Origin of the sequence: Enterobacter cloacae complex sp. XAL002, from assembly GCF_049236805.1 — a bacterium.
Lineage (GTDB): Bacteria > Pseudomonadota > Gammaproteobacteria > Enterobacterales > Enterobacteriaceae > Enterobacter > Enterobacter intestinihominis.
The window spans coordinates 233,577-256,664 of sequence record NZ_JBMKJN010000004.1 but is presented as its reverse complement, the minus strand read 5'-3'; the positions used below and the strand labels follow the sequence as shown (position 1 = coordinate 256,664).

Annotated in this window: 21 protein-coding genes; 8 read left to right on the top strand and 13 right to left on the bottom strand. The window is 54.4% G+C overall.

The features are described from left to right. Positions 1-4 precede the first annotated feature (4 nt). The 8 genes from rseP to rpsB all read right to left on the bottom strand — a co-directional run bounded on the left by rseP (position 5) and on the right by rpsB (position 7,769). Positions 5-1,357 carry a sigma E protease regulator RseP gene (gene rseP / locus ACOT0L_RS05750; protein ID WP_023299369.1) on the bottom strand — a complete coding sequence of 451 codons (1,353 nt, stop codon included), beginning with the start codon at positions 1,355-1,357 and terminating at the stop codon, positions 5-7. 11 nt (positions 1,358-1,368) lie between these two features. Continuing rightward, the gene (cdsA, locus tag ACOT0L_RS05745; RefSeq protein WP_003856175.1) at positions 1,369-2,226 is read right to left on the bottom strand and encodes a phosphatidate cytidylyltransferase; all 858 of its coding nucleotides are present in this window, start codon (positions 2,224-2,226) and stop codon (positions 1,369-1,371) included. 12 nt (positions 2,227-2,238) lie between these two features. Further along, on the bottom strand, positions 2,239-2,997 hold the full coding sequence (gene ispU / locus ACOT0L_RS05740) for a (2E,6E)-farnesyl-diphosphate-specific ditrans,polycis-undecaprenyl-diphosphate synthase (protein WP_003856176.1): 759 nt from the start codon (positions 2,995-2,997) through the stop codon (positions 2,239-2,241). 185 nt (positions 2,998-3,182) lie between these two features. After that, a complete protein-coding gene (ispC, locus tag ACOT0L_RS05735) occupies positions 3,183-4,382 on the bottom strand; it encodes a 1-deoxy-D-xylulose-5-phosphate reductoisomerase (protein WP_126502804.1) in 1,200 nt (399 codons plus the stop codon). Positions 4,383-4,474: 92 nt separating this feature from the next. After that, on the bottom strand, positions 4,475-5,032 hold the full coding sequence (gene frr / locus ACOT0L_RS05730; RefSeq protein ID WP_003856180.1) for a ribosome recycling factor: 558 nt from the start codon (positions 5,030-5,032) through the stop codon (positions 4,475-4,477). A gap of 167 nt (positions 5,033-5,199) precedes the next feature. After that, positions 5,200-5,925 (bottom strand): UMP kinase, encoded by a 726-nt coding sequence (pyrH, locus tag ACOT0L_RS05725; protein ID WP_008501910.1) that lies wholly within the window; start codon positions 5,923-5,925, stop codon positions 5,200-5,202. Positions 5,926-6,074: 149 nt separating this feature from the next. Further along, entirely contained in the window at positions 6,075-6,926 is an 852-nt protein-coding gene (tsf, locus tag ACOT0L_RS05720) for a translation elongation factor Ts (protein ID WP_015572722.1), read from the bottom strand. Between the two features lie 117 nt (positions 6,927-7,043). Then, positions 7,044-7,769, bottom strand: coding sequence for a 30S ribosomal protein S2 (rpsB, locus tag ACOT0L_RS05715; RefSeq protein ID WP_022647105.1), 726 nt, complete (start codon positions 7,767-7,769; stop codon positions 7,044-7,046). 321 nt (positions 7,770-8,090) lie between these two features. Between rpsB and map the strand changes: the two genes are divergently transcribed. From map to ACOT0L_RS05695, 4 genes are all read left to right on the top strand, one after another. Then, complete coding sequence (gene map, locus ACOT0L_RS05710; protein WP_022647104.1) at positions 8,091-8,885, top strand: type I methionyl aminopeptidase; 795 nt, start codon at positions 8,091-8,093, stop codon at positions 8,883-8,885. Between the two features lie 62 nt (positions 8,886-8,947). Beyond that, positions 8,948-11,623: a bifunctional uridylyltransferase/uridylyl-removing protein GlnD gene (gene glnD / locus ACOT0L_RS05705; protein WP_032676702.1), complete on the top strand. Its 2,676-nt coding sequence runs from the start codon at positions 8,948-8,950 to the stop codon at positions 11,621-11,623. A gap of 32 nt (positions 11,624-11,655) precedes the next feature. Continuing rightward, positions 11,656-12,480 carry a 2,3,4,5-tetrahydropyridine-2,6-dicarboxylate N-succinyltransferase gene (gene dapD / locus ACOT0L_RS05700; protein ID WP_023299365.1) on the top strand — a complete coding sequence of 275 codons (825 nt, stop codon included), beginning with the start codon at positions 11,656-11,658 and terminating at the stop codon, positions 12,478-12,480. 111 nt (positions 12,481-12,591) lie between these two features. After that, on the top strand, positions 12,592-12,981 hold the full coding sequence (locus ACOT0L_RS05695; protein ID WP_022647102.1) for a DUF3461 family protein: 390 nt from the start codon (positions 12,592-12,594) through the stop codon (positions 12,979-12,981). Positions 12,982-13,070: 89 nt separating this feature from the next. Here ACOT0L_RS05695 and ACOT0L_RS05690 read toward each other — a convergent pair whose 3' ends face one another. The 3 genes from ACOT0L_RS05690 to dgt form a co-directional block, all read right to left on the bottom strand. Continuing rightward, on the bottom strand, positions 13,071-14,228 hold the full coding sequence (locus ACOT0L_RS05690) for a CdaR family transcriptional regulator (protein WP_003856217.1): 1,158 nt from the start codon (positions 14,226-14,228) through the stop codon (positions 13,071-13,073). A gap of 146 nt (positions 14,229-14,374) precedes the next feature. Then, positions 14,375-15,808: a serine endoprotease DegP gene (gene degP / locus ACOT0L_RS05685; RefSeq protein ID WP_022647101.1), complete on the bottom strand. Its 1,434-nt coding sequence runs from the start codon at positions 15,806-15,808 to the stop codon at positions 14,375-14,377. 132 nt (positions 15,809-15,940) lie between these two features. After that, entirely contained in the window at positions 15,941-17,455 is a 1,515-nt protein-coding gene (gene dgt, locus ACOT0L_RS05680) for a dGTPase (protein WP_023299363.1), read from the bottom strand. Between the two features lie 82 nt (positions 17,456-17,537). On the opposite strand from dgt, the gene mtnN reads away from it, so the two are divergent. The 3 genes from mtnN to ACOT0L_RS05665 are packed head-to-tail and all read left to right on the top strand — an operon-like array spanning position 17,538 to position 19,685. Then, entirely contained in the window at positions 17,538-18,236 is a 699-nt protein-coding gene (gene mtnN, locus ACOT0L_RS05675) for a 5'-methylthioadenosine/S-adenosylhomocysteine nucleosidase (RefSeq protein ID WP_003856223.1), read from the top strand. Continuing rightward, a complete protein-coding gene (btuF, locus tag ACOT0L_RS05670) occupies positions 18,229-19,038 on the top strand; it encodes a vitamin B12 ABC transporter substrate-binding protein BtuF (protein WP_023305464.1) in 810 nt (269 codons plus the stop codon). Before mtnN ends, btuF begins: the two co-directional genes overlap by 8 nt. Before the next feature lie 23 nt (positions 19,039-19,061). Further along, entirely contained in the window at positions 19,062-19,685 is a 624-nt protein-coding gene (locus ACOT0L_RS05665) for a TRIC cation channel family protein (protein ID WP_003856227.1), read from the top strand. A 57-nt stretch (positions 19,686-19,742) separates the two neighbouring features. On the opposite strand, the gene erpA is transcribed toward ACOT0L_RS05665, so the two are convergent. Together erpA and clcA are read right to left on the bottom strand one after the other, a co-directional pair. Further along, positions 19,743-20,087: an iron-sulfur cluster insertion protein ErpA gene (gene erpA, locus ACOT0L_RS05660; protein ID WP_003856230.1), complete on the bottom strand. Its 345-nt coding sequence runs from the start codon at positions 20,085-20,087 to the stop codon at positions 19,743-19,745. Positions 20,088-20,172: 85 nt separating this feature from the next. Then, on the bottom strand, positions 20,173-21,573 hold the full coding sequence (clcA, locus tag ACOT0L_RS05655) for a H(+)/Cl(-) exchange transporter ClcA (RefSeq protein WP_022647097.1): 1,401 nt from the start codon (positions 21,571-21,573) through the stop codon (positions 20,173-20,175). A gap of 177 nt (positions 21,574-21,750) precedes the next feature. On the opposite strand from clcA, the gene hemL reads away from it, so the two are divergent. Then, positions 21,751-23,031: a glutamate-1-semialdehyde 2,1-aminomutase gene (gene hemL / locus ACOT0L_RS05650; RefSeq protein ID WP_015572714.1), complete on the top strand. Its 1,281-nt coding sequence runs from the start codon at positions 21,751-21,753 to the stop codon at positions 23,029-23,031. Positions 23,032-23,088: the final 57 nt, after the last annotated feature.

The following is a 23,088-nucleotide window of genomic DNA, read 5'->3' as shown; positions in this document are numbered from 1 at the left end:
TCTCTTACAACCGAGAGAAATCATTGAAAAGTGCAAGCCCCATTAACAGCACCAGCAAAATCGAGCCAATGCGATAACTAAAGTCTTGAACTCGCTCGGATACCGGTCCGCCTTTTAGCTTTTCAATCGCTAAAAACAGCAGATGGCCCCCATCTAATACGGGAAGCGGGAACAGGTTGATTATCCCCAGGTTCACGCTAATCAGCGCAAGGAACATGAGATAGTAAATCACCCCGAACTCCGCTGACATCCCAGCCCCCTGAGCAATCGAAATTGGCCCACTGAGGTTGTTCAGTTTCACATCACCGGTTATCAATTTCCCCAACATGTTGACCGTAAGCTTCATCAGCTGCCATGTTTTATCCGTGGCTTCAACGATGGCGCTAAACGGCCCATACTGGCGTATTGTCTTGTACTCATCTGGCAGTGGGATCACTTTCGGCACAACGCCGGCAAACCCTTCCGCCTTACCGCCGCCCGATTTAGTATCCGGGGTGAGGGTCAGTGAGAGCGAACTCCCCTGCCTTTCCACTTCCAGCGCGAGCGGCTTGCCTGGATTATCGCGCACCAGAGTAACAAAGGTCATCCATTGTGTTAATGGCTGACCATCGACTTTAACGATCCTGTCACCCGCTTGTAAACCTGCTTTACTCGCTGCCGAATTAGACTGTACTTCGGCTAACACCGGCTCGATCTGCGCGCTGCGCGGGCGAATCCCCAATGTAGCGACTGGATCCTCTTTGTCTGGCTCAAAGCGCCAGTGGCGTAAATCCAGCATTTTTTCCTGCCGCTGGTCGGAACCAAAAGGCGATACGCTGACGGTTGTCTGCTCATCACCGATTTTCGCAACCAGTTGTAACCTCACGGCATCCCAATCAGGGGTTTCGATACCATCAATCGCTTTAAGTTCCATTCCCGGTGTAATTTGCGCCGTTGCCGCAATGGAGCCCGTGGTGATTTCACCCACAACCGGGCGTACGCCAGGCACGCCGATAATAAACACCAGCCAGTAGGCGAAGATAGCGAAGATGAAATTGGCTACCGGTCCGGCAGCGATGATGGCAGCACGTTGGCCAACAGTTTTATTGTTGAACGCGCTATGTCGAAGTTCCGGGGCGACAGGCTCAACGCGTTCGTCGAGCATTTTGACATAGCCGCCCAGGGGGATCAGAGCAATGACAAACTCGGTGCCATGCTTATCGGTGCGCTTCCAGAGCGATTTGCCAAAGCCAATCGAGAATCGCTCTACCCGCACACCACAGCGCCGGGCAACCCAGAAATGGCCAAATTCATGCACGGTAATCAGTACACCCAATGCAACAATGAACGCCGCCAGATTCCAGAGAATGCTCAGCATAAAACCTTCCGTTATATCGTCCCAAACACCAGTAAAAGCAGGCAAGCAAATACGGGAACAGCCGCGGTAAGGCTGTCAATGCGATCCAGTATTCCGCCATGTCCTGGAATCAGGTGACCACTGTCCTTAATCCCTGCTTCACGCTTAAACATGCTCTCGGTTAAATCACCCAGTACCGATGCCAGCGCCGCGAAAATCGAACATACCAGCAGCGTGGAGGGGGCAACCTCAAGATTCGCCCAGACGCCATAGCCCCAGGAGATAATCGCTGCCGTAAACAGGCCGCCGATGAAGCCTTGCCAGGTTTTGCCCGGAGAAACCTTTGGCGCCAGTTTATGTTTGCCAAACAGTTTACCAAACATATAGGCTCCGGAGTCAGCCCCCCAGACGAGAATCATCACATAAAGCAGCCATATTGCGCCGCTGTAGTGGTTTTCGTCATAGTGCCAGGCGCGCAGCGCAACCATACCCCAGAAGAACGGAACAATCGTGAGCAGACCAAAAATAAGGCGCAACACTTTAGAGTTACGCCAGATCGCCGCAGAGCCCGGGTAGAAAAGCACTAAAACAAGCGCAGCAATCCACCAGGCCAGCGATATCCATAAGGATCCGGCAACCAGCGGCTGGTGAACATCGTGATGATATTCAGGCAAGGTATACAGCATCAGGGCCAGTAAAAAACCACAGAGTACCGCCAGCCATACCCGCTGAGTGCGCGAGGTAAAGCCGCTAAGCTGCCCCCATTCCCACGCGGCGAGCATACACACCACCAGCGTAACAATAGCGAATCCCACCGGAGGCAGTAAAAACAGCGCTGCGATAACGACGGGTATTAATACAAAAGCGGAAATCAGGCGATACTTCAGCAAAAGCTACCCCCATCAGGCGTTATCGCCACCAGGCTCGGTGCCGCCGAAACGACGCTCTCGATTGGCAAAGGCATGCAGCGCACCTTCAAAGTCTTGTTCATCAAAATCTGGCCAAAGAACATCCGTAAAGTAAAGTTCAGCGTAGGCAATTTGCCACAGCAAAAAGTTACTTATGCGATGCTCCCCCCCTGTCCTTATAACCAAATCCACGGGAGCCAGTTCATTCATGCAGATTTGCTGACTCAGCGCCTCTTCATCAATCTGGTCGGGTCTTAACAGCCCTTCCTGAACCTGCTCAGCCAAATGCCGAACCCCCTGGATAATATCCCAGCGTCCGCCGTAATTCGCCGCGATATTGAGCGTCAGGCCGGTATTATTTTCCGTCAGCGCTTCAGCTTTGCGAATCCGTTCCTGCAAACGTGAGTTAAAACGACTGGTTTCGCCAATAATACGCAAGCGGACGTTGTGGCGGTGCAGGCTTTTTACTTCACTATCGAGCGCCCACACGAACAGTTCCATCAACGCAGTCACTTCTTGCGCAGGTCGATTCCAGTTTTCACTGCTAAAAGCATAGAGCGTTAACGCATCAATGCCGTTATTGGCGGCAAAAGAAACGGCGCGGCGAACAGATTTCGCCCCGGCTTTATGCCCAAAGGCTCGTATCTTCCCTTGTCTTTTCGCCCAGCGGCCATTGCCATCCATGATGATTGCAACATGGCGACAGCCATGTGCTGGCAAGTTTTCGCTTATTGGTTGATTCGCAGACAACATAACGCGTTTTTAGTCCCTGAAAGGATTTAACGGTACACAGGAATACTGAAGCCTATACATAAAAAAGCCGTGTCAAACCACGGCTTACCTGACCACTTAAAGCCAAATACCTGCGATCAGGTGGCGCAGACTATATCACTGAAGCCCAACGCTAACAAATAGCACGACGACTAGTGCTTGCTTTATCACCAGCCTGCGAGACGTGTCACCTGTTTACGCGCAACAATGCGTGCCTGTTCATCCACGGCCAGCACCTCTTCGACGCTCTGCGGCTCACGCAAATCCATCATCTCCAGCACGGATAAATTCAACGCGGCGATGTCAGTAAAGCGGATCTGCTGATTCAGGAATGCTTCAACGGTCACTTCATTGGCTGCATTAAGCGCCGTTGTCGCCGCCTGCCCCTGATCGAAGGCCGTCATCGCCAGTTTCAGGCAGGGATAACGGTCGTAATCAGGCTCGCTAAACGTCAGTGAACTCAGCTTGCAAAAATCGAGAGGCTTAACGCCCGATTTTACGCGGTTTGGCCACGCCATCGTATGAGCAATAGGCGTACGCATATCCGGCTCGCCCAACTGGGCCAGCACGCTGCCGTCCTGATAGCGCACCATAGAGTGAATCACCGACTGCGGGTGGATCAGCACTTCCATCTGTTTCGCCGACGCATTGAACAGCCAGCGAGCTTCAATGTATTCCAGACCTTTATTCATCATGGTGGCCGAATCGACGGAGATCTTACGCCCCATTGACCAATTCGGATGACGACACGCCTGATCCGGCGTCATTGCGCTCAATTCAGACAGTGGCGTTTCACGGAACGGGCCACCAGACCCGGTAAGCAGAATCGACACAACGCCATTCTGCTCCAGGTCAGCGTACCCCAGGTTTTGTTGAAAAGGTTGGGGTAAACTCTGAAAAATCGCGTTGTGCTCGCTATCGACCGGCAAAAGACGCGCCCCACGCTGTTTTACCGCCTCCATAAAAAGGCGTCCGCAGGTGACCAGCGACTCTTTATTTGCAAGCAGAACATCTTTTCCCGCATCAATAGCGGCAAGCGTCGGCAGAAGACCCGCCGCCCCGACGATTGCCGCCATTACCTGATCAACTTCATCAAGCGAGGCCATATCGCAAGCCGCCTGTTGCCCGCTGAGCACTTCGGTACGACAGCCCTTCTCCTGCAACAGCGCTTTCACCTGGCGGGCGCTCTCTTCATCATCCATCACCGCAAAACGAGGGGTAAACTCCATGCACTGTTCGACCATTCGCTGCACGTTCTTTCCGGCCACAAGTGCGGTCACGGTGTAGCTGTCGGGATTATGACGTACGACGTCGAGAGTGCTGCAACCGATAGAGCCGGTCGAGCCGAGGAGAGTGAGATGCTTCATGAGATGCCCAAAAGTTAGACCAGATAAAAGCAAAACGCCGCCAGCAAGACTCAATGTCCTTCTGAACGGCGTTTATCAGTGTATAGCGAAAATCAGAACTGCATCAGTTCCGCTTCTTTTTCTGCCAGCGCCGCATCAATTTTCTTGATCGCCGCGTCGGTCATTTTCTGAATGTCGTCCTGAGAACGACGATCGTCATCTTCGCTGATCTCTTTTTCTTTCAGCAGGGCTTTCACTTTATCGTTCGCATCGCGACGCACGTTACGCACGGAAACGCGACCCTGCTCTGCTTCACCACGTACGACTTTGATCAGGTCTTTACGACGCTCTTCCGTCAGCGGAGGCAGTGGAACGCGAATATCCGCGCCCGCTGAGCTTGGGTTCAGACCCAGGTCAGATGCCATGATCGCTTTTTCAACGGCCGGGCTCATTGAGCGATCGAACACGTTGATTTTCAGGGTACGGGTATCTTCTACCGTCACGCTCGCCAGCTGACGCAGTGGCGTAGGCGTACCGTAGTATTCTACGATGATGCCATCCAGCAGGCTTGGGGAAGCACGGCCAGTACGGATTTTGCTGATTTGGTTTTTGAACGCTTCTACGCATTTGTCCATGCGTACTTCAGCATCTTTTCTGATGTCGTTAATCACGATACGAATCCTTGAAAACTTGTCTCAGGCAGACTATCCGCCAGCACAGCGCTACAGGTGTGCTAAGTATAGTCGCGTTTAATTCATGACAGCGCCAAAGGCGCGTCCAGGTAAGATACCACTACAAAGTAAAGCGGAATCTTACCTGTATTTATCGCCGACGGAAATTATTCCGTGATCAAAGTGCCTTCTTTTTCGCCCATCACGACGCGACGCAGCGCGCCAGGTTTGTTCATGTTGAAAACACGGATCGGCAGTTTATGGTCGCGAGCCAGCGTGAAGGCGGCAAGATCCATCACTTTCAGCTCTTTATCCAGCACTTCGCTGTAGCTCAGCTGATCGTACATGGTCGCGGAAGGATCTTTTGCCGGGTCGGCAGTAAACACGCCATCTACTTTGGTCGCTTTCAGCACCACATCGGCTTCGATTTCGATACCGCGCAGGCAGGCTGCGGAATCGGTGGTAAAGAACGGGTTACCCGTACCGGCGGAGAGGATCACCACGCGGTTGTTGCGCAGCAGGCTGATAGCCTCTGCCCAGCTGTAGTTATCGCATACGCCATTCAAAGGAATAGCGGACATCAGGCGAGCGTTCACATAGGCGCGATGAAGCGCATCACGCATCGCCAGGCCATTCATCACGGTTGCCAGCATCCCCATGTGGTCGCCCACTACGCGGTTCATCCCCGCTTTCGCCAGACCAGCACCACGGAAAAGGTTGCCACCGCCAATGACCACGCCAACCTGAATACCCAGTTCGACCAGTTCTTTGATTTCCTGTGCCATGCGATCAAGGATGCTTGCGTCAATACCGAAGCCTTCCGATCCTTGCAGCGCTTCGCCACTCAGCTTAAGCAGAATGCGTTTGTACACGGGTTTTGCATTGGTAGCCATGTTTCTTTCCTGAGACTGTCAACGATTAAGATGCGGTTAATTCTGGCGACATGATATGTCGCAAATCAGCACAGCGATACTGGAGCCTGTCTGATTTCGTGAGACGGGTGACAAAAAGAAGCCGCCCTCAGGCGGCTCCTTTTCAATCATTAAGACTGCTTGGACATGGCAGCAACTTCTGCTGCGAAGTCAGTCTCAACTTTCTCGATGCCTTCGCCCACTTCGAAGCGGATGAAGCCAGTCACGTCAGCGTTGTGCTCTTTCAGCAGCTGAGCAACAGACTTGCTTGGATCCATTACGAAAGGCTGGCCAGTCAGAGAAACTTCGCCGGTGAATTTCTTCATGCGGCCTTCAACCATTTTCTCTGCGATTTCTTTTGGCTTACCAGACTGCATCGCGATGTCCAGCTGAACCTGGTACTCTTTCTCTACCACTTCAGCAGACACGTCTTCTGGCTTAACGAATTCTGGTTTGCTTGCAGCGATGTGCATAGCCAGCTGTTTAACCAGCTCTTCGTCAGCGCCTTTAGCCGCAACCAGAACACCGATACGCGCGCCGTGCTGGTAAGAGCCCAGAACATCGCCTTCCAGGGAAGAAACGCGACGGATGTTGATGTTCTCACCGATTTTAGCAACCAGCGCAACACGCTCTTCTTCGAACTGTGCTTTCAGCACTTCAACGTCAGTGATTTTGCCTGCAACCGCTGCGTCCAGAACTTTGTTAGCAAATGCCTGGAAACCAGCATCTTTAGCAACGAAGTCAGTCTGGCAGTTAACTTCCAGAATGATGCCGTAGTTGCCGTCGATTTTGGTGATGATCACGCCGTCAGCAGCAACGTTGCCTGCTTTCTTAGCTGCTTTGATCGCACCGGATTTACGCATGTTTTCGATTGCCAGCTCGATGTCGCCGTTCGCTTCGGTCAGCGCTTTTTTGCAATCCATCATGCCTGCGCCAGTACGCTCACGCAGCTCTTTTACCAGGGATGCGGTAATTTCAGCCATTCTTAAATCCTCGGGAGATGTGAACTGCCCGGCCGGGAGCCAAACAGTATAAATTGAAAAAAGGGGCCGATAATGGGCCCCTATTCATACACGGTACTAATAAGGGGTAAAACCTTATTATTCAGCTTCTACGAAGCTTTCTTCCGCCTGAGAAGCCAGATCCTGGGAACGGCCTTCACGAACGGTAGCAGCTACAGCGCTCAGGTACAGGCTAACAGCACGGATTGCGTCGTCGTTACCCGGGATAACGAAGTCAACACCGTCCGGATCGGAGTTGGTATCAACGATAGCGAATACCGGGATACCCAGGTTGTTAGCTTCTTTGATTGCGATGTGCTCGTGGTCTGCATCGATTACGAACAGCGCGTCTGGCAGGCCGCCCATATCTTTGATACCGCCCAGGCTGTTTTCCAGCTTGTCCAGTTCACGAGTGCGCATCAGCGCTTCTTTTTTAGTCAGCTTATCGAAAGTACCGTCCTGAGACTGGGTTTCCAGATCTTTCAGGCGCTTGATGGACTGACGAACAGTTTTCCAGTTGGTCAGCATGCCGCCCAACCAGCGATGGTTCACGAAGAACTGGTCGCAGCTGTTAGCAGCATCTTTCACAGCTTCGCTTGCAGCGCGCTTAGTACCAACGAACAGAATCTTACCTTTACGGGAAGAGATCTTGCTCAGCTCAGCCAGGGCTTCGTTGAACATTGGTACAGTCTTCTCAAGGTTGATGATGTGAACTTTGTTACGTGCGCCGAAGATGAAAGGCTTCATTTTCGGGTTCCAGTAACGGGTCTGGTGACCGAAGTGAACACCAGCCTTGAGCATGTCGCGCATGGAAACAGTTGCCATGTTTAAAACCTCTATATTGAAAGTTGGGGTTATGCCTCCACGTATCCCATATTACCGACCCCGAAGGGCACCCCGGAATATGTGCCGATACGTGTGTGTTGTTACACAAAGTGAGATTTGTCGCTCCCGTCCAGCCTGTGTATCTGAGATGGATCGGAAGTCCGGCGCGCTTTATATCACAAAACACGGCCAGAAACCAATAATTGTTGGCGGAGTGTGCTGTTAATGATTCTCAATTTGGCACGGGGTGCGCCTGACTGATACCATTGACAACACTTACACTAGTATTGTCGAAAAAATCGACACCGATGGACAGATTACATGGCTATCTCTATTAAGACACCTGAAGAAATTGAAAAGATGCGCGTCGCCGGTCGTCTGGCCGCTGACGTGCTGGAAATGATCGAACCGTTTGTGAAACCGGGCGTCAGCACTGGCGAACTGGATCGCATCTGTAACGACTATATCGTCAACGAGCAGCACGCGGTCTCCGCCTGCCTTGGCTATCACGGTTTTCCAAAATCCGTCTGCATCTCTATTAATGAAGTGGTTTGCCACGGCATTCCGGATGACGAGAAGCTGCTGAAAGATGGCGATATCGTCAACATCGACGTGACCGTCATTAAAGACGACTACCACGGTGACACCTCTAAGATGTTCATCGTTGGCAAGCCAACGATTCTGGGCGAGCGCCTGTGTAAAGTCACCCAGGACAGCCTCTACCTGGCGCTGAAAATGGTGAAGCCAGGCATCCGCCTGCGCACCATCGGCGCCGCAATCCAGAAGTTTGTGGAAGCGGAAGGTTTCTCCGTGGTGCGTGAATATTGCGGTCACGGTATTGGTCGTGTGTTCCATGAAGAACCGCAAGTTCTGCACTATGATGCAGACGACGGTGGCGTAGTGCTGCAAAAAGGCATGACCTTCACTATTGAGCCAATGGTCAACGCGGGCGATTACCGCATCCGTACCATGAAAGATGGCTGGACGGTAAAAACCAAAGACAGAAGCTTGTCTGCCCAGTACGAGCATACTATTGTGGTTACAGACAACGGCTGCGAAATTATGACGTTGCGCAAGGATGACACCATCCCGGCGATACTGACGAACATTGAGTGATAAGAAGCCGGCGAATGCCGGCTTTTTTAATGGCGATAGCTTTTTCTTATGGGTGGCGCACGATGAGTAATCTCTTACCCGAACAGTATGCTAACACAGCACTTCCCACCCTCCCCGACCAGCCTGATAACCCGGGCGTCTGGCCACCGCATGAGCTGACCTGCGCACATATCAAATCCCATATGGCGGTTTTCCATCGCTGGCTGGGTAGCGCATTTGATGCAGGCGTCTCAGCCGAACAGCTCATTGAAGCGCGCACCGAATTTATCGACCAGCTCCTGCAACGTCTGTGGATCGACTACGGTTTCGGGCAGGTGAGCGACGTCGCGCTGGTTGCTGTCGGCGGATATGGCCGGGGTGAACTGCATCCGCTCTCTGATATCGACCTGCTAATCTTAAGCCGTAAAAAACTGCCGGACGATCGGGCGCAGAAAATCGGTGAGCTGTTGACCCTGCTCTGGGACGTGAAGCTGGAAGTGGGTCACAGCGTGCGCACGCTGGAAGAGTGTCTGCTGGAAGGGTTATCTGACCTGACCGTCGCCACCAATTTAATTGAAACCCGCCTGCTGATTGGCGACGTGGCGCTGTTCCTCGAACTGCAAAAGCACATCTTTAGCGACGGCTTCTGGCCTTCAGAAAAATTCTTCGCCGCGAAAGTCGAAGAACAAAACCAGCGCCACCAGCGCTATCACGGCACCAGCTATAATCTCGAACCGGATATTAAAAGCAGCCCCGGTGGCCTGCGCGATATCCACACGCTGCAATGGGTCGCCCGTCGCCATTTTGGGGCCACCTCGCTGGACGAAATGGTCGGTTTTGGTTTTCTGACCGAAGCCGAACGTAACGAACTCAACGAGTGCCTGCATCTGCTCTGGCGCATCCGTTTTGCGCTGCACCTGGAGGTCACCCGCTACGATAACCGCCTGCTGTTTGACCGGCAGCTTAGCGTGGCGCAGCGCCTGAATTACCAGGGCGAGGGCAACGAGCCGGTCGAGCAAATGATGAAGGATTTCTTCCGCGTCACTCGCCGCGTCTCTGAGCTGAACCAGATGCTGTTACAGCTGTTCGATGAGGCGATCCTCGCGCTGACGGCAGACGAAAAACCGCGTCCGATTGATGACGAATTTCAGCTGCGCGGCACGCTGATCGATCTTCGCGACGAAACGCTGTTCATCCGCGAACCGGAAGCGATCCTGCGAATGTTCTATACCATGGTGCGCAACAGCACGATCACCGGGATCTACTCCACCACCCTTCGCCATTTACGCCATGCGCGGCGTCATCTGAAGCAGCCGCTGTGTTACATCCCGGAGGCGCGCTCGCTATTCCTGAGCATGCTTCGTCATCCGGGCGCCGTCAGCCGCGGTCTGCTGCCGATGCACCGACACAGTGTATTGTGGGCCTATATGCCACAGTGGTCGCATATTGTCGGGCAGATGCAGTTCGACCTGTTTCACGCTTATACGGTGGATGAGCACACGATCCGCGTCATGCTGAAGCTGGAAAGTTTTGCCAGAGAAGAGACGCGATCCCGCCATCCGCTGTGCGTTGATTTGTGGCCGCGCCTCTCTCACCCGGAACTGATCCTGATCGCCGCCCTGTTCCATGATATCGCCAAAGGTCGCGGCGGCGACCACTCCGTACTCGGTGCCCAGGACGTGCTGAAATTTGCCGAGCTGCACGGCCTGAACTCACGTGAGACGCAGCTTATTGCCTGGCTGGTTCGCCATCATCTGCTGATGTCGGTTACCGCTCAGCGTCGTGATATTCAGGATCCGGAAGTGATCAAGCAGTTCGCCGAGGAAGTGCAAACGGAGAACCGCCTGCGCTACCTGGTCTGCCTGACGGTAGCCGATATCTGCGCTACCAACGAAACCCTGTGGAACAGCTGGAAGCAGAGCCTGCTGCGCGAACTGTACTTCGCCACCGAAAAACAGCTGCGTCGCGGGATGCAGAACACCCCGGATATGCGCGAGCGCGTGCGCCACCACCAGTTGCAGGCGCTTGCCCTGTTGCGCATGGATAACATTAACGAAGAGGCACTACATCAGATTTGGGCGCGCTGTCGCGCCAACTACTTTGTGCGCCACAGCCCAAACCAGCTTGCCTGGCACGCCCGGCATCTGCTGAAGCACGACCTGACGAAACCAATGATTCTGCTCAGCCCGCAGGCCACGCGTGGCGGAACGGAGATCTTTATCTGGAGCCCGGACCGGCCTTATTTGTTTGCGGCGGTCTGCGCCGAACTGGACAGGCGTAACCTGAGCGTTCACGACGCGCAGATTTTTACCACCCGCGACGGCATGGCGATGGACACCTTTATTGTACTGGAGCCGGATGGCAGCCCGCTGTCGTCGGACAGGCATGAGGGGATACGCTTTGGCCTCGAGCAGGCGATTACGCAGCGCAGCTGGCAACCTCCGCAGCCGCGACGTCAGCCAGCAAAACTGCGCCACTTTACCGTCGATACCGAGGTCAATTTCCTGCCGACCCATACCGACCGTAAATCGTTCCTTGAGCTGATTGCGCTCGACCAGCCAGGGCTGCTCGCCCGCGTCGGCCAGGTATTTGCCGATCTGGGAATTTCGCTTCACGGCGCCCGAATTACAACCATTGGCGAACGAGTAGAAGATTTATTTATAATCGCGACGGCCGACCGGCGTGCCCTTAATAATGACCTGCAACTTGAAGTGCAACAACGGTTGACAGCAGCCCTCAATCCAAACGATAAAGGGTGACGTGTTTTTTAGTGAAATGGAAAGAGTAAACAATGCAGCAGTTACAGAACGTTATTGAGTCCGCTTTTGAGCGTCGCGCCGACATCACTCCGGCAAATGTGGATACCGTGACCCGTGAAGCGGTAAACCAGGTTATTTCCCTGCTGGATTCCGGCGCGCTGCGCGTGGCAGAAAAAATCGACGGTCAGTGGGTTACTCATCAATGGCTGAAGAAAGCTGTGCTGCTCTCTTTCCGTATCAACGATAACCAGGTTATCGACGGAGCAGAAAGCCGCTACTTCGATAAAGTGCCAATGAAATTTGCGGATTACGACGAAGCGCGCTTCCAGAAAGAGGGCTTCCGCGTAGTACCACCGGCAGCCGTTCGTCAGGGGGCATACATCGCACGCAACACCGTGCTGATGCCATCCTACGTGAACATCGGCGCCTACGTTGACGAAGGCACCATGGTGGACACCTGGGCTACCGTCGGCTCCTGCGCGCAGATCGGTAAAAATGTTCACCTGTCCGGCGGCGTCGGCATTGGTGGCGTTCTGGAGCCACTTCAGGCTAACCCAACCATCATCGAAGACAACTGCTTCATCGGCGCACGTTCCGAAGTGGTTGAAGGCGTGATCGTCGAAGAAGGTTCTGTGATCTCCATGGGCGTGTACATTGGCCAGAGCACCCGTATTTACGATCGCGAAACCGGTGAAATTCACTACGGCCGCGTTCCAGCCGGTTCCGTTGTGGTTTCCGGCAACCTGCCGTCTAAAGATGGCAAATACAGCCTGTACTGCGCGGTCATCGTGAAAAAAGTGGACGCGAAAACCCGCGGTAAAGTGGGCATCAATGAACTGCTGCGCACCATCGATTAATCGGGTATAACAAAAAGCGGGGGCAACCCCGCTTTTTTTATATCCGAAGGTGGCGAAAATAGATTTTTTCGTTAATTATTCATAGGTTATGTTGAGATCAAGGGTACCGCTATGTACGATAATCTGAAAAGTCTGGGCATTACCAATCCTGATGAAATTGATCGTTATAGTCTCCGCCAGGAAGCCAATAACGATATTTTGAAAATCTATTTTCACAAGGACAAAGGAGAGTTCTTCGCCAAAAGCGTGAAATTTAAATACCCACGCCAGCGTAAGACCGTTGTCGCTGACGGTATCGGTCAGGGATATAAAGAAGTACAGGAAATCAGCCCTAACCTGCGCTACGTTATCGACGAACTCGATCAAATCTGCCAGCGCGATCGCAGCGAAGTCGATCTGAAACGTAAGATCCTTGACGACCTGCGTCACCTGGAAAGTGTTGTTACCCATAAGATCAGCGAAATTGAAGCTGATCTTGAGAAATTGACGCGTAACAAATGAGCCGTTTTATTGCCCGGTGGCGCTTCGCTTACCGGGCCTACGAACGCATGTAGGCCGGGTAAGGCGAAGCCGCCACCCGGCAAAAAGCATCATCTTTGTTCATCCAGCTGCAACGCCACATACAGCAGTAGCCGGTCGTCAAAATTCCCTAAATCCAGCCCCGTCAGTTCCGAGATCCGGTTTAACCTATACTCCAGCGTATTACGGTGAATAAACAGCGCTTTTGACGTTGCCAGCGGCTGCACGTTATGCCGGAACCACGCCTGCAACGTGCGGCGCAGCAGCCCGTTGTTGTCCATCGCTTTCAGACGTACAAGCGGGCGCGCCAGCTCGTTGGCCTGCCAGCCACCGCGCAGGCTGTCGAGCAGGACCGGCAGCATCAGATCCTGATAGAAATAACTGCGGCTCTCCGGCATGCGCTGTTTACCCACCATCATGGTAGTGCGCGCCGTTCGCCATGAACGGGCGATACTTCCCGGCCCGGTAAAGTAATTTCCCAGCGCGACGCGAAAACGGAGCTGTCCGTTCTCCTTCATGCGCTCGATGAGCAGCTCAACGCGGCGACGATGATCTTCCGCGTCCCAGCGACCAAACTGATTAAGCGCAGGCTTGAGCACCACCATTTCCGTCAAAGAGACGATTGCCACCAGGTTGTTACGCTCCGGCGTCGCCAGCATATTTTGCAGCTGCTGTAGCTCCACCATGGCGCTGTCCACGCCAAGCTGGCCGCTATCCACCTCAATAACGGCGACCACGCGCGGCTGATTCAGGTCGATACCCAGACGCTGCGCCCACTCGCTCAGGGCAGGCGTGTGCTCCTCCGCCTGGATCAAATTCATCACCAGCTCTTCACGCAGGCGGCTGTCCTGGGCGAGCAGGTGCATCAGACGCGACTGCTCCAGCATCATCTCCGCCGTCATGCAGACCAGCTCGCCGTATTTACGCAGCGATTCAGGATCGCCGGTCAGACCGATAACGCCAACAATCTCTCCTTCCAGACGCAGCGGCAGGTTGATCCCCTGACGGACCCCGTGCAGATGTTTCGCCACGGCGTCATCAATGTCGACCACGCGCCCCTGAGAGAGCACCAGCAACGCCCCTTCGTGCAATTCACCAATACGCTCACGATCGCCGCTGCCGATAATGCGCCCTCGGGCGTCCATTACGTTGATATTGGTATCGATGATTCGCATGGTGCGCGCCACGATATCCTGCGCCATTTTGGTATCAAGATGCCAGCCAGCCATATAACCCTCCCGTGAGCAGAGCTCAAGCATAGGGAAGTTCAGCTAAGGCTGCATTGTGCAGATGCCCAAAGGCAGAGAGAGATGTATGGAGTTGTGGGAAAGGTCACAGAAAAGAGAAAGCCCCTGCGAACAGGGGCTTAAGAAGATTACTGCATCAGGAGATAAATAGAGGTATCACCACGCTGAATATTCAGTGCCAGCACGGACGGCTTGCTGTCGAGAATTTTGCGCAGTTCAGCGATGTTTTTCACCGGCTGCTGGTTAGCGCCCATGATCACATCACCTTTTTTCAGGCCGATACGGGCAGCAGGTGAGTTCGCTTTCACGTTGTTCACCACCACGCCTTTATCTGCCCCTTTGTTGCTCATCTCAGCACCTTCAATACCGCTGAAGATGGTGCTGGAATCCACCTGATTCTGACTGCTCTGTTGCAGTTCCAGGCTCACGTTAACTGGCTTACCTTCACGCAGCAGGCCGAGGGTCACTTTACTGCCGATTGGCATAGAACCCACTTCCGCACGCAGGGCGGCAAAGCTGCTGATCGGTTTACCGTTCAGAGAGGTGATCACGTCACCCGCTTTAATGCCGGCTTTCGCCGCTGAAGAGTTCGGCATGACCTGGCTCACGAATGCGCCGCGCTGAGCGTCCACTTTCATCGCTTTCGCCAGCTCGGAGTTCAGCTCGGTCCCCATGATACCCAGCTCACCGCGTTTCACCTGTCCATATTGCACCATCTGCGCAGTCAGGTTTTTCACCATGTTGCTCGGGATAGCAAAGCCGATACCGATGTTGCCACCGTCCGGTGCCAGGATAGCGGTGTTGATACCGATCAGTTCACCGTTCAGGTTAACCAGCGCACCGCCGGAGTTACCGCGGTTAATGGCCGCATCCGTCTGGATGAAGTTTTCATAGTTTTCCGCATTCAGGCCGCTACGTCCCAGCGCGGAGACGATACCCGAGGTCACGGTTTCGCCCAGACCAAACGGGTTACCGATGGCGACAGTGTAGTCACCCACGCGCAGCGCGTCAGAGTCGGCAAGCTTAATCGCCGTCAGGTTCTTCGGATCCTGAATTTGAATCAGTGCGATATCGGAGCGCGGGTCTTTACCGACCACTTTGGCATCGAATTTACGGCCATCGCTCATCTGAACCTTAATGGTGTTAGCATTATCTACCACGTGGTTATTGGTCACCACGTAGCCTTTCGCTGCATCAATAATAACGCCCGAGCCGAGTGCCATGAATTTCTGCTGCTGGCCGCCGCCCTGACCGTCATCCCCTGCGCCGCCGCCCTGACAGAACGGGGAGCTCTGGAATGGCGAACCGTCCTGGCAGAATGGCGAATTGTCGCCGAAGAACTGCTGGAAATTACGCGGCATACGCGGCGTATTGACGGTTGTGCTGCCCTCAACGTTAATACTCACCACCGATGGCATCACTTTTTCGAGCATCGGGGCCAGGCTTGGCATCTGCTGCGCAGTCGCTGCCGAGGAAGCTGTCTCGGCCGCCGTCGCCAGAGGGGACAACGCTAAACCTAAACTCAGAGCCAGTGCACTCATTGCTAATGTGGTTTTTTTCATGTTTCTCAATCTCGATTTACCAGATAACGCAAAATTGCTGTGTAACTCAGATTCGTTTTATACCGCTTAGTTCCGGGATTAAGTTTATGGAAAAAGTAAAAATTTATTGGTCGTCTTTACAAAACTCATGGCTTATTCAACGGCCATAAGCTTGCGGTATTCATCCCAGGCATACAAATCTGTCATCCCGCTGATATAGTCCTGGATAAGACGACAGCGATAATAATATTCCATGACTGGCCATTGGGAAGAATGACGATCTATTTTACTGACGGCCTCAATGTATGCCAGCCGGTGACGGGTTGAAAGCTTCTGATAGAGACGAGATTCAATCGGCAGGCGGCGAACACGTTCATTTTCGACCAGCTCGCAAAACTCATCGACCGTCAGCTGGAGCAGCGGGCCATAAATTTCCAGCAACCCGCTGATAACCCGGTATCCTTGCAGCTCCAGCTGTTCGACATCCGGGTGGCTGAAAACATGGCGAACAGCCACGTTTTTATATAATTCAAGCAGCTGACTAAAACTGCTCTCATCTTCCAGCAGGGCGTGATTAAATTCCCCGCTAAATATCATCGGCAAATTATCAATGAAACGGGCGGCCGCATACGGCACCAGTTTATTCAGCGTATTGACCCGCAAATACATAAAGAACTGATCTTCGGTACTGCGGCTCAGCGAATTTGAACGCGATTTATCCCAGGCATTCTCGACGACCTGTGCAAACAGAGAACCTTTTTCATGCTCTCCCCAGGCATCGTGAAGATGCTGATACAGCTCCTCGACGCTGAATATTCTTTTTTCCACTGCGTCTTCCAGATCGGCCACGCAATAAGAAATGTCATCAGCCGCTTCCATAATCCACGTCAATGGAAAACGGCCATTCGGCGTTAGCGAAAGTTCTTTACGCAACCGTTCAATGTACGCTTCTTCCGACAGGTAATAGCCCGGTTTTTTCATCAGGTAGCTATGGGTGGCAGGCGTTTCCCCCATCCACCACGCGGGACGCGTGTATTTGAGAATACAGCCCACCTGCGCCCAGGTCAGATTCATGCGCATCAGGGAGTGCACCAGACGGATCCCCTGCGCGTTACCTTCGAAATGACACAGATCCTGACGCACCTTGCGGCGCAGATCGTTCAGGCTATCTTCGCCCTCACGCAGGCGTAAATCGCGTACCACACAGCGGTCATCGCTGAGCGGCTGGCTTATGGCGTCAGAGGGAAAAAGCCGCTGTTTAAACCAGTCATTGATGGCGGCCTCGCCGAAATGACCAAAGGGAGGATTGCCGATATCGTGCATCAGGCAGGCCATCTCAACGATGCTTTCGAACGGCCCGGTCAGTTCATCCAGCCCGTAGGTTTCCAGCAGACGTTGCTCTTTAAGACGGCTGAGGATCTCTTTTGCAATGTAGCGCCCCACCTGCTGCACTTCCATGGAGTGCGTTAACCGCGTACGCACCGCGGCGTTACGCTCCAGCGGGAACACCTGGGTTTTTTGCTGTAACCGGCGGATGGCGGGCGAATTGATGATGCGTCCGCGATCGCTTTCAAAAATGCGCAGGATCTCATGTTCGCTCTTATCGCCCTGCGGCGAACGGAAACGTCGGTGCCAGTTAATTTTGGTGCGAAAATCGATTGGTGCCATGTGCTCCCCCGCGTGAGAATGCGTTTCCCCTTAACCGCATGATAGACTATGCATCTTAACAAGGCACATCGCGAGTAAATCTATGAAAATCGGCATTATTGGTGCAATGGAAGAAGAAGTTACGCTGCTGCGTGACAAAATTGAGAACCGTCAGACCCTCTCCCTTGGTGGCTGTGAGATCTACACCGGCCAGCTGAACGGCGTTGACGTGGCTCTGCTGAAATCAGGCATCGGTAAAGTTGCAGCGGCACTGGGCGCGACCCTGCTGCTTGAGCGCTGCAAGCCTGACGTTATCATTAATACAGGTTCGGCGGGCGGTCTGGCGCCGACGCTGAAAGTGGGCGATATCGTGGTTTCCGACGAAGCGCGTTACCACGATGCAGATGTCACCGCATTCGGCTACGAATATGGTCAGCTTCCGGGCTGCCCGGCCGGGTTTAAAGCGGATGATAAGCTGATTGCCGCCGCTGAAAGCTGCATTAACGAGCTGAACCTCAATGCGGTGCGTGGCCTGATCGTCAGCGGCGATGCCTTTATCAACGGCTCTGTTGGTCTGGCGAAAATCCGTCATAACTTCCCGCAGGCTGTGGCCGTTGAGATGGAAGCCACGGCCATTGCGCACGTTTGCCATAACTTCAGCGTGCCGTTCGTGGTCGTTCGCGCGATCTCTGACGTGGCGGACCAGCAGTCCCACATCAGCTTCGACGAGTTCCTGGCCGTTGCGGCCAAACAGTCCACCGTGATGGTGGAAACCCTGGTGCAGAAACTGGCGCGTGGGTAAGGTGTCATTCAGGGCGCTGGTCGCCCTGCTTCTGCTCGCCCCGGCCTGGCTCATCGCCGCGCCGCGGGTGATCACACTCTCCCCTGCCAATACGGAACTGGCGTTTGCCGCCGGGATTACGCCCGTTGCGGTGAGCAGCTTTTCCGATTATCCACCGCAGGCCGCCCATCTCGAACAGGTTGCCACCTGGCAGGGAATGAACCTGGAACGCATCGTGGCGCTGAAGCCCGATCTGGTTCTTGCCTGGCGCGGCGGTAATGCCGAACGACAGGTGGACCAGCTCTCTTCGCTGGGAATAACGGTAAAATGGGTAGATGCGGTGAGCATCGAACAGGTGGCGCAAACCCTCCGTGACCTCGCGCCCTTCAGCCCTACCCCCCAACGCGCCGAGCACGCTGCACAGCAGATGCTCAACGACTATGCTGCGCTAAAAACCCGATACGGCACGCAACCGAAACAACGCGTTTTTCTGCAATTTGGCAGCCAGCCGCTGTTCACTACCGGGAAAGGCTCGATCCAGAACCAGGTGCTTGAGATCTGTGGAGGTGAAAATATCTTTGCTGAAAGCCGGGTCCCCTGGCCGCAGGTCAGTCGTGAGCAGGTTCTGGCGCGACAACCGCAGGCCATTGTGGTGGTCGGAAATGCGAGCGAGATTCCTAAAATAGAACAATTCTGGCATCGGCAGCTTAAAATTCCGGTCATCGCACTCAACAGCGACTGGTTTGAACGCGCCAGCCCGCGTATTATCCTCGCCGCAAAACAACTCTGCGCCGAACTGGCAGAGAGTCACTCAAACAGATAAATACCCTATTCGAGGATTTAACGATGCTCGTGTATTGGCTGGATATTCTTGGCACAGCCGTTTTTGCTATCTCCGGCGTTTTGCTTGCCGGAAAACTACGCATGGATCCTTTTGGCGTACTGGTGCTCGGCGTCGTTACGGCGGTAGGCGGCGGAACGATTCGCGATATGGCGCTGGCAAACGGCCCGGTATTCTGGGTAAAAGATCCAACGGATCTGGTGGTGGCGATGGTCACCTGCCTGTTAACCATCGTGCTGGTTCGTCAGCCTCGCAGACTACCAAAATGGATATTGCCGGTGCTGGATGCCGTCGGTCTGGCGGTCTTTGTGGGAATAGGCGTGAATAAAGCCTTTATTGCCGGGACTGGCCCGCTGGTGGCGATCTGTATGGGCGTGTTGACCGGCGTGGGCGGAGGGATTATTCGCGACATTCTGGCGCGAGAAGTCCCGATGATCCTGCGAACGGAAATCTACGCGACGGCCTGTATCATCGGGGGGATTGTTCACGCCACGGCGTATTACACCTTTGCTGTCCCGCTGGAAAACGCGGCGATGCTGGGGATGGTGGTAACGCTGGTGATCCGTTTAGCGGCGATACGCTGGCACCTGAAGCTGCCGACGTTTGCACTGGATGAAAATTCAAGATAAGTGTCGTTTATAAGCCCGGTGGCGCTTCGCTTACCGGGCCTACAATTTGCATTCAGGTTAAATACTGAATGAAGAACCACACCCGCAGGTGCTGGTCGCATTCGGGTTAGTCACCACAAAGCGCGAACCTTCCAGACCTTCAGTGTAGTCCACTGAACCGCCCACCAGATATTGCAGGCTCATCGGATCAACCACCAGCGCGACGCCCTGTTTCTCGATAGTCATATCACCATCGTTAACCTGGTCGTCAAAGGTAAAACCATACTGGAAGCCACTACAGCCGCCGCCGGTAATATAAACACGCAGTTTCAGATCCGGATTGTCCTCGTCGGCAATCAGGGTTTTCACTTTTTTCGCTGCTGCTTCGGTAAATTCCAGCGGCAACGCTACGTCATCACTCATCTTATGCTCCCATGAATACTGCGACTGCTATTGGGTAAAAATCACCCAATTCTTTTTGTCATTATCTAATACCCTGGTAATTCATTCAAGTATTCTGCTTCAGGGCCTGTTCAGCTTCCTGTTTCGCCAGGGTACGGGCAAGAATGGTGGAGTATAGCGGTTTTCCACCCAGGAATTGGGCTAATAGTGTCGCGCCGAGGCAGGTAATGATCATTGGCAAAATGAGCTGGTAATTGTCGGTCATTTCCAGCACCAGCACGATCCCGGTCAGCGGCGCACGCAGGGAGGCCGCCAGCAGCGCCCCCATTCCCGCAACCGCAAACGTTCCCGCATCCAGATGGTAGGCCGGGAAGCCTGCCGCCGCCGCCATCCCGAACGCCGTACCCAGCAGCGTCCCCAGCGCCAGCATCGGGGCGAAAATGCCGCCCGGGGCACCAGAGGAGAAGCACAATACCGTGGTGATGACGCGTGAAATAAACATAAACAGCAGCAGGCCTACGCTGAAATTCCCCGCCGCGGCAATGGGAATCAGACCGAAACCGCCGCCCGCCGCATTCGGTTCGATAAAACCGAGGATCCCGCACACGCCACCAAGCAGGCCCCCCACCAGCACCCATTTCGTGGTATTTCCGCCATGGATGCGCTGAAACATATCCTGAGCCCGTAAAATCAGGGTGTTAAAAAGCGGGCCAACGACGCCAAAAATCATCCCAAGAATCAGATACAGCCACAAAGTATTGACCGGCGCATTGGTTAGCTTGCCAACTTCAATCACCGCCCCTTCGCCGTTAAAGACGCGAAAGACAATGCTCGACATAATCACGCCGGTAAACACCGCTTTAATGGAGATCAGGTTGTAGCGGAACTGGGCGCGCATCTCTTCAATGATAAACAGGATACCCGCCAGCGGCGCGTTAAACGCGGCAGACAGCCCGGCCGCCGCCCCCGTCGCCAGCAGCGTATGGCGCGCTTCAGCGCTGCGCATACGGAACAGATCGCCGACCATGCGCCCGACGTTACCGCCCAGCTGTACCGTTGGCCCTTCCCGACCGAGCACCATGCCCGCTCCGAGCGTTCCCATCCCGCCGATAAATTTCACAGGAAGCACGCGCCACCAGCGAACCGGGCGTAGCTCTTCTAGCGCCCCCTCAATTTCAGGGATCCCCGAGCCACCTGCTTCAGGTGCGAATTTACGCACCAGAAAATAGCCCACCATGGCAAACAGGGCCGAAAGGCCAAAGGCCCACACCCAGACCAGCCATTCACGATCCGCAAAGCTGGCGACGGTACCTATGCGCCAGTTGAGCACCGCATTGACGGCTTTCTCAAACGCGACGCCTACCAGCCCGGCCAGCGTGCCCACAACGGCGGCTGCCACCAGAATGGCTAACGGGGTTTTGTCACGGTTGAGCAGCCGCCGGATACTGACCCGGTGCTTCGCGCGCGTAAACTGTTGTTGTTCAAAAGAAGGCGTGTTCTCGTTCATTACCTGTTCTGTTTCGTCATACAAAAGGCCGTAGGGATTCTACCAGAGACAATCCCCTCGTCCCCTGAAAAATACTTAACAATTGTTAAGCCTTCTATGGGGCAAAAATTTTATAACCTCTTCCGAATCACTTAGAATAGTTGCCTTAACTCATTTCTACGAACCAGGAACGACGCCATGAGCAAGTCTGAAAACCTCTACAGCGCAGCCCGCGAGCTAATCCCAGGCGGCGTGAACTCACCCGTGCGCGCCTTTACCGGCGTGGGTGGCACCCCGCTGTTTATCGAACGTGCGGATGGCGCATATCTGTATGATGTGGATGGTAAAGCCTATGTCGATTACGTCGGCTCCTGGGGCCCGATGGTACTGGGCCACAACCACCCGGCGATCCGCAATGCGGTGATTGAAGCCGCTCAGCGCGGCCTGAGCTTCGGCGCGCCAACCGAGATGGAAGTCAAAATGGCGGAGCTGGTCACCGAACTGGTGCCAACGATGGACATGGTGCGTATGGTGAACTCCGGTACCGAAGCGACCATGAGCGCTATCCGTCTGGCGCGCGGTTTTACCGGCCGTGACAAGATCATCAAGTTCGAAGGTTGTTATCACGGCCATGCCGACTGTCTGCTGGTGAAAGCTGGTTCCGGCGCGCTGACCCTCGGCCAGCCGAACTCCCCGGGGGTGCCGGCTGATTTCGCGAAACACACGTTGACCTGCACCTATAACGATCTGAACACCGTTCGCGCCGCGTTCGAGCAGTATCCGCAGGAGATCGCCTGCATCATCGTTGAGCCAGTTGCGGGCAACATGAACTGTATCCCACCGCAGCCTGACTTCTTGCCGGGCCTGCGCGCCCTGTGCGATGAGTTCGGCGCGCTGCTGATCATCGACGAAGTGATGACCGGCTTCCGCGTGGCGCTGGCGGGGGCGCAGTCATACTACGGCGTGGAGCCGGATCTGACCTGCCTCGGCAAAATCATTGGCGGCGGCATGCCTGTCGGCGCGTTTGGCGGCCGTAAGGACGTCATGGACGCGCTGGCGCCAACCGGTCCGGTTTACCAGGCGGGTACGCTCTCCGGTAACCCGATTGCGATGGCGGCGGGCTTTGCCTGTCTGACCGAAGTGGCGCAGCCGGGTATCCACGAAACCTTGACGGACCGGACGACGCAACTGGCAAACGGTTTGCTGGAAGCCGCAGAAGATGCGGGTATTCCACTGGTGGTGAACCACGTGGGCGGGATGTTCGGGATTTTCTTCACCGATGCGAAAACCGTGACCTGCTATCAGGACGTGGTGAAATGCGACGTGGAACGCTTCAAACGCTTCTTCCACCTGATGCTGGAAGAAGGCGTGTATCTTGCCCCGTCAGCGTTTGAAGCGGGCTTTATGTCCGTGGCGCACAGCGAAGAAGATATCAATAATACCATCGACGCAGCGCGTAAGGTATTTGCGAAGCTGTAAAATGTGCGGCTTGATGCCCTCACCCCAACCCTCAGCCCACAGGGAGAGGGAGCAAAC

Bases quoted from the DNA above. Each gene is read 5' to 3' on its own strand.
- mtnN (WP_003856223.1), top strand. From the start codon at position 17,538: ATGAAAATCGGCATTATTGGTGCAATGGAAGAAGAAGTTACGCTGCTG.
- ACOT0L_RS05690 (WP_003856217.1), bottom strand. From the start codon at position 14,228: ATGGCTGGCTGGCATCTTGATACCAAAATGGCGCAGGATATCGTGGCG.
- ACOT0L_RS05665 (WP_003856227.1), top strand. From the start codon at position 19,062: ATGCTCGTGTATTGGCTGGATATTCTTGGCACAGCCGTTTTTGCTATC.
- rseP (WP_023299369.1), bottom strand. From the start codon at position 1,357: ATGCTGAGCATTCTCTGGAATCTGGCGGCGTTCATTGTTGCATTGGGT.
- ispC (WP_126502804.1), bottom strand. From the start codon at position 4,382: ATGAAGCATCTCACTCTCCTCGGCTCGACCGGCTCTATCGGTTGCAGC.
- pyrH (WP_008501910.1), bottom strand. From the start codon at position 5,925: ATGGCTACCAATGCAAAACCCGTGTACAAACGCATTCTGCTTAAGCTG.
- tsf (WP_015572722.1), bottom strand. From the start codon at position 6,926: ATGGCTGAAATTACCGCATCCCTGGTAAAAGAGCTGCGTGAGCGTACT.
- dapD (WP_023299365.1), top strand. From the start codon at position 11,656: ATGCAGCAGTTACAGAACGTTATTGAGTCCGCTTTTGAGCGTCGCGCC.
- ispU (WP_003856176.1), bottom strand. From the start codon at position 2,997: ATGTTGTCTGCGAATCAACCAATAAGCGAAAACTTGCCAGCACATGGC.
- dgt (WP_023299363.1), bottom strand. From the start codon at position 17,455: ATGGCACCAATCGATTTTCGCACCAAAATTAACTGGCACCGACGTTTC.
- glnD (WP_032676702.1), top strand. From the start codon at position 8,948: ATGAGTAATCTCTTACCCGAACAGTATGCTAACACAGCACTTCCCACC.
- rpsB (WP_022647105.1), bottom strand. From the start codon at position 7,769: ATGGCAACTGTTTCCATGCGCGACATGCTCAAGGCTGGTGTTCACTTC.
- degP (WP_022647101.1), bottom strand. From the start codon at position 15,808: ATGAAAAAAACCACATTAGCAATGAGTGCACTGGCTCTGAGTTTAGGT.
- ACOT0L_RS05695 (WP_022647102.1), top strand. From the start codon at position 12,592: ATGTACGATAATCTGAAAAGTCTGGGCATTACCAATCCTGATGAAATT.
- hemL (WP_015572714.1), top strand. From the start codon at position 21,751: ATGAGCAAGTCTGAAAACCTCTACAGCGCAGCCCGCGAGCTAATCCCA.
- erpA (WP_003856230.1), bottom strand. From the start codon at position 20,087: ATGAGTGATGACGTAGCGTTGCCGCTGGAATTTACCGAAGCAGCAGCG.
- map (WP_022647104.1), top strand. From the start codon at position 8,091: ATGGCTATCTCTATTAAGACACCTGAAGAAATTGAAAAGATGCGCGTC.
- clcA (WP_022647097.1), bottom strand. From the start codon at position 21,573: ATGAACGAGAACACGCCTTCTTTTGAACAACAACAGTTTACGCGCGCG.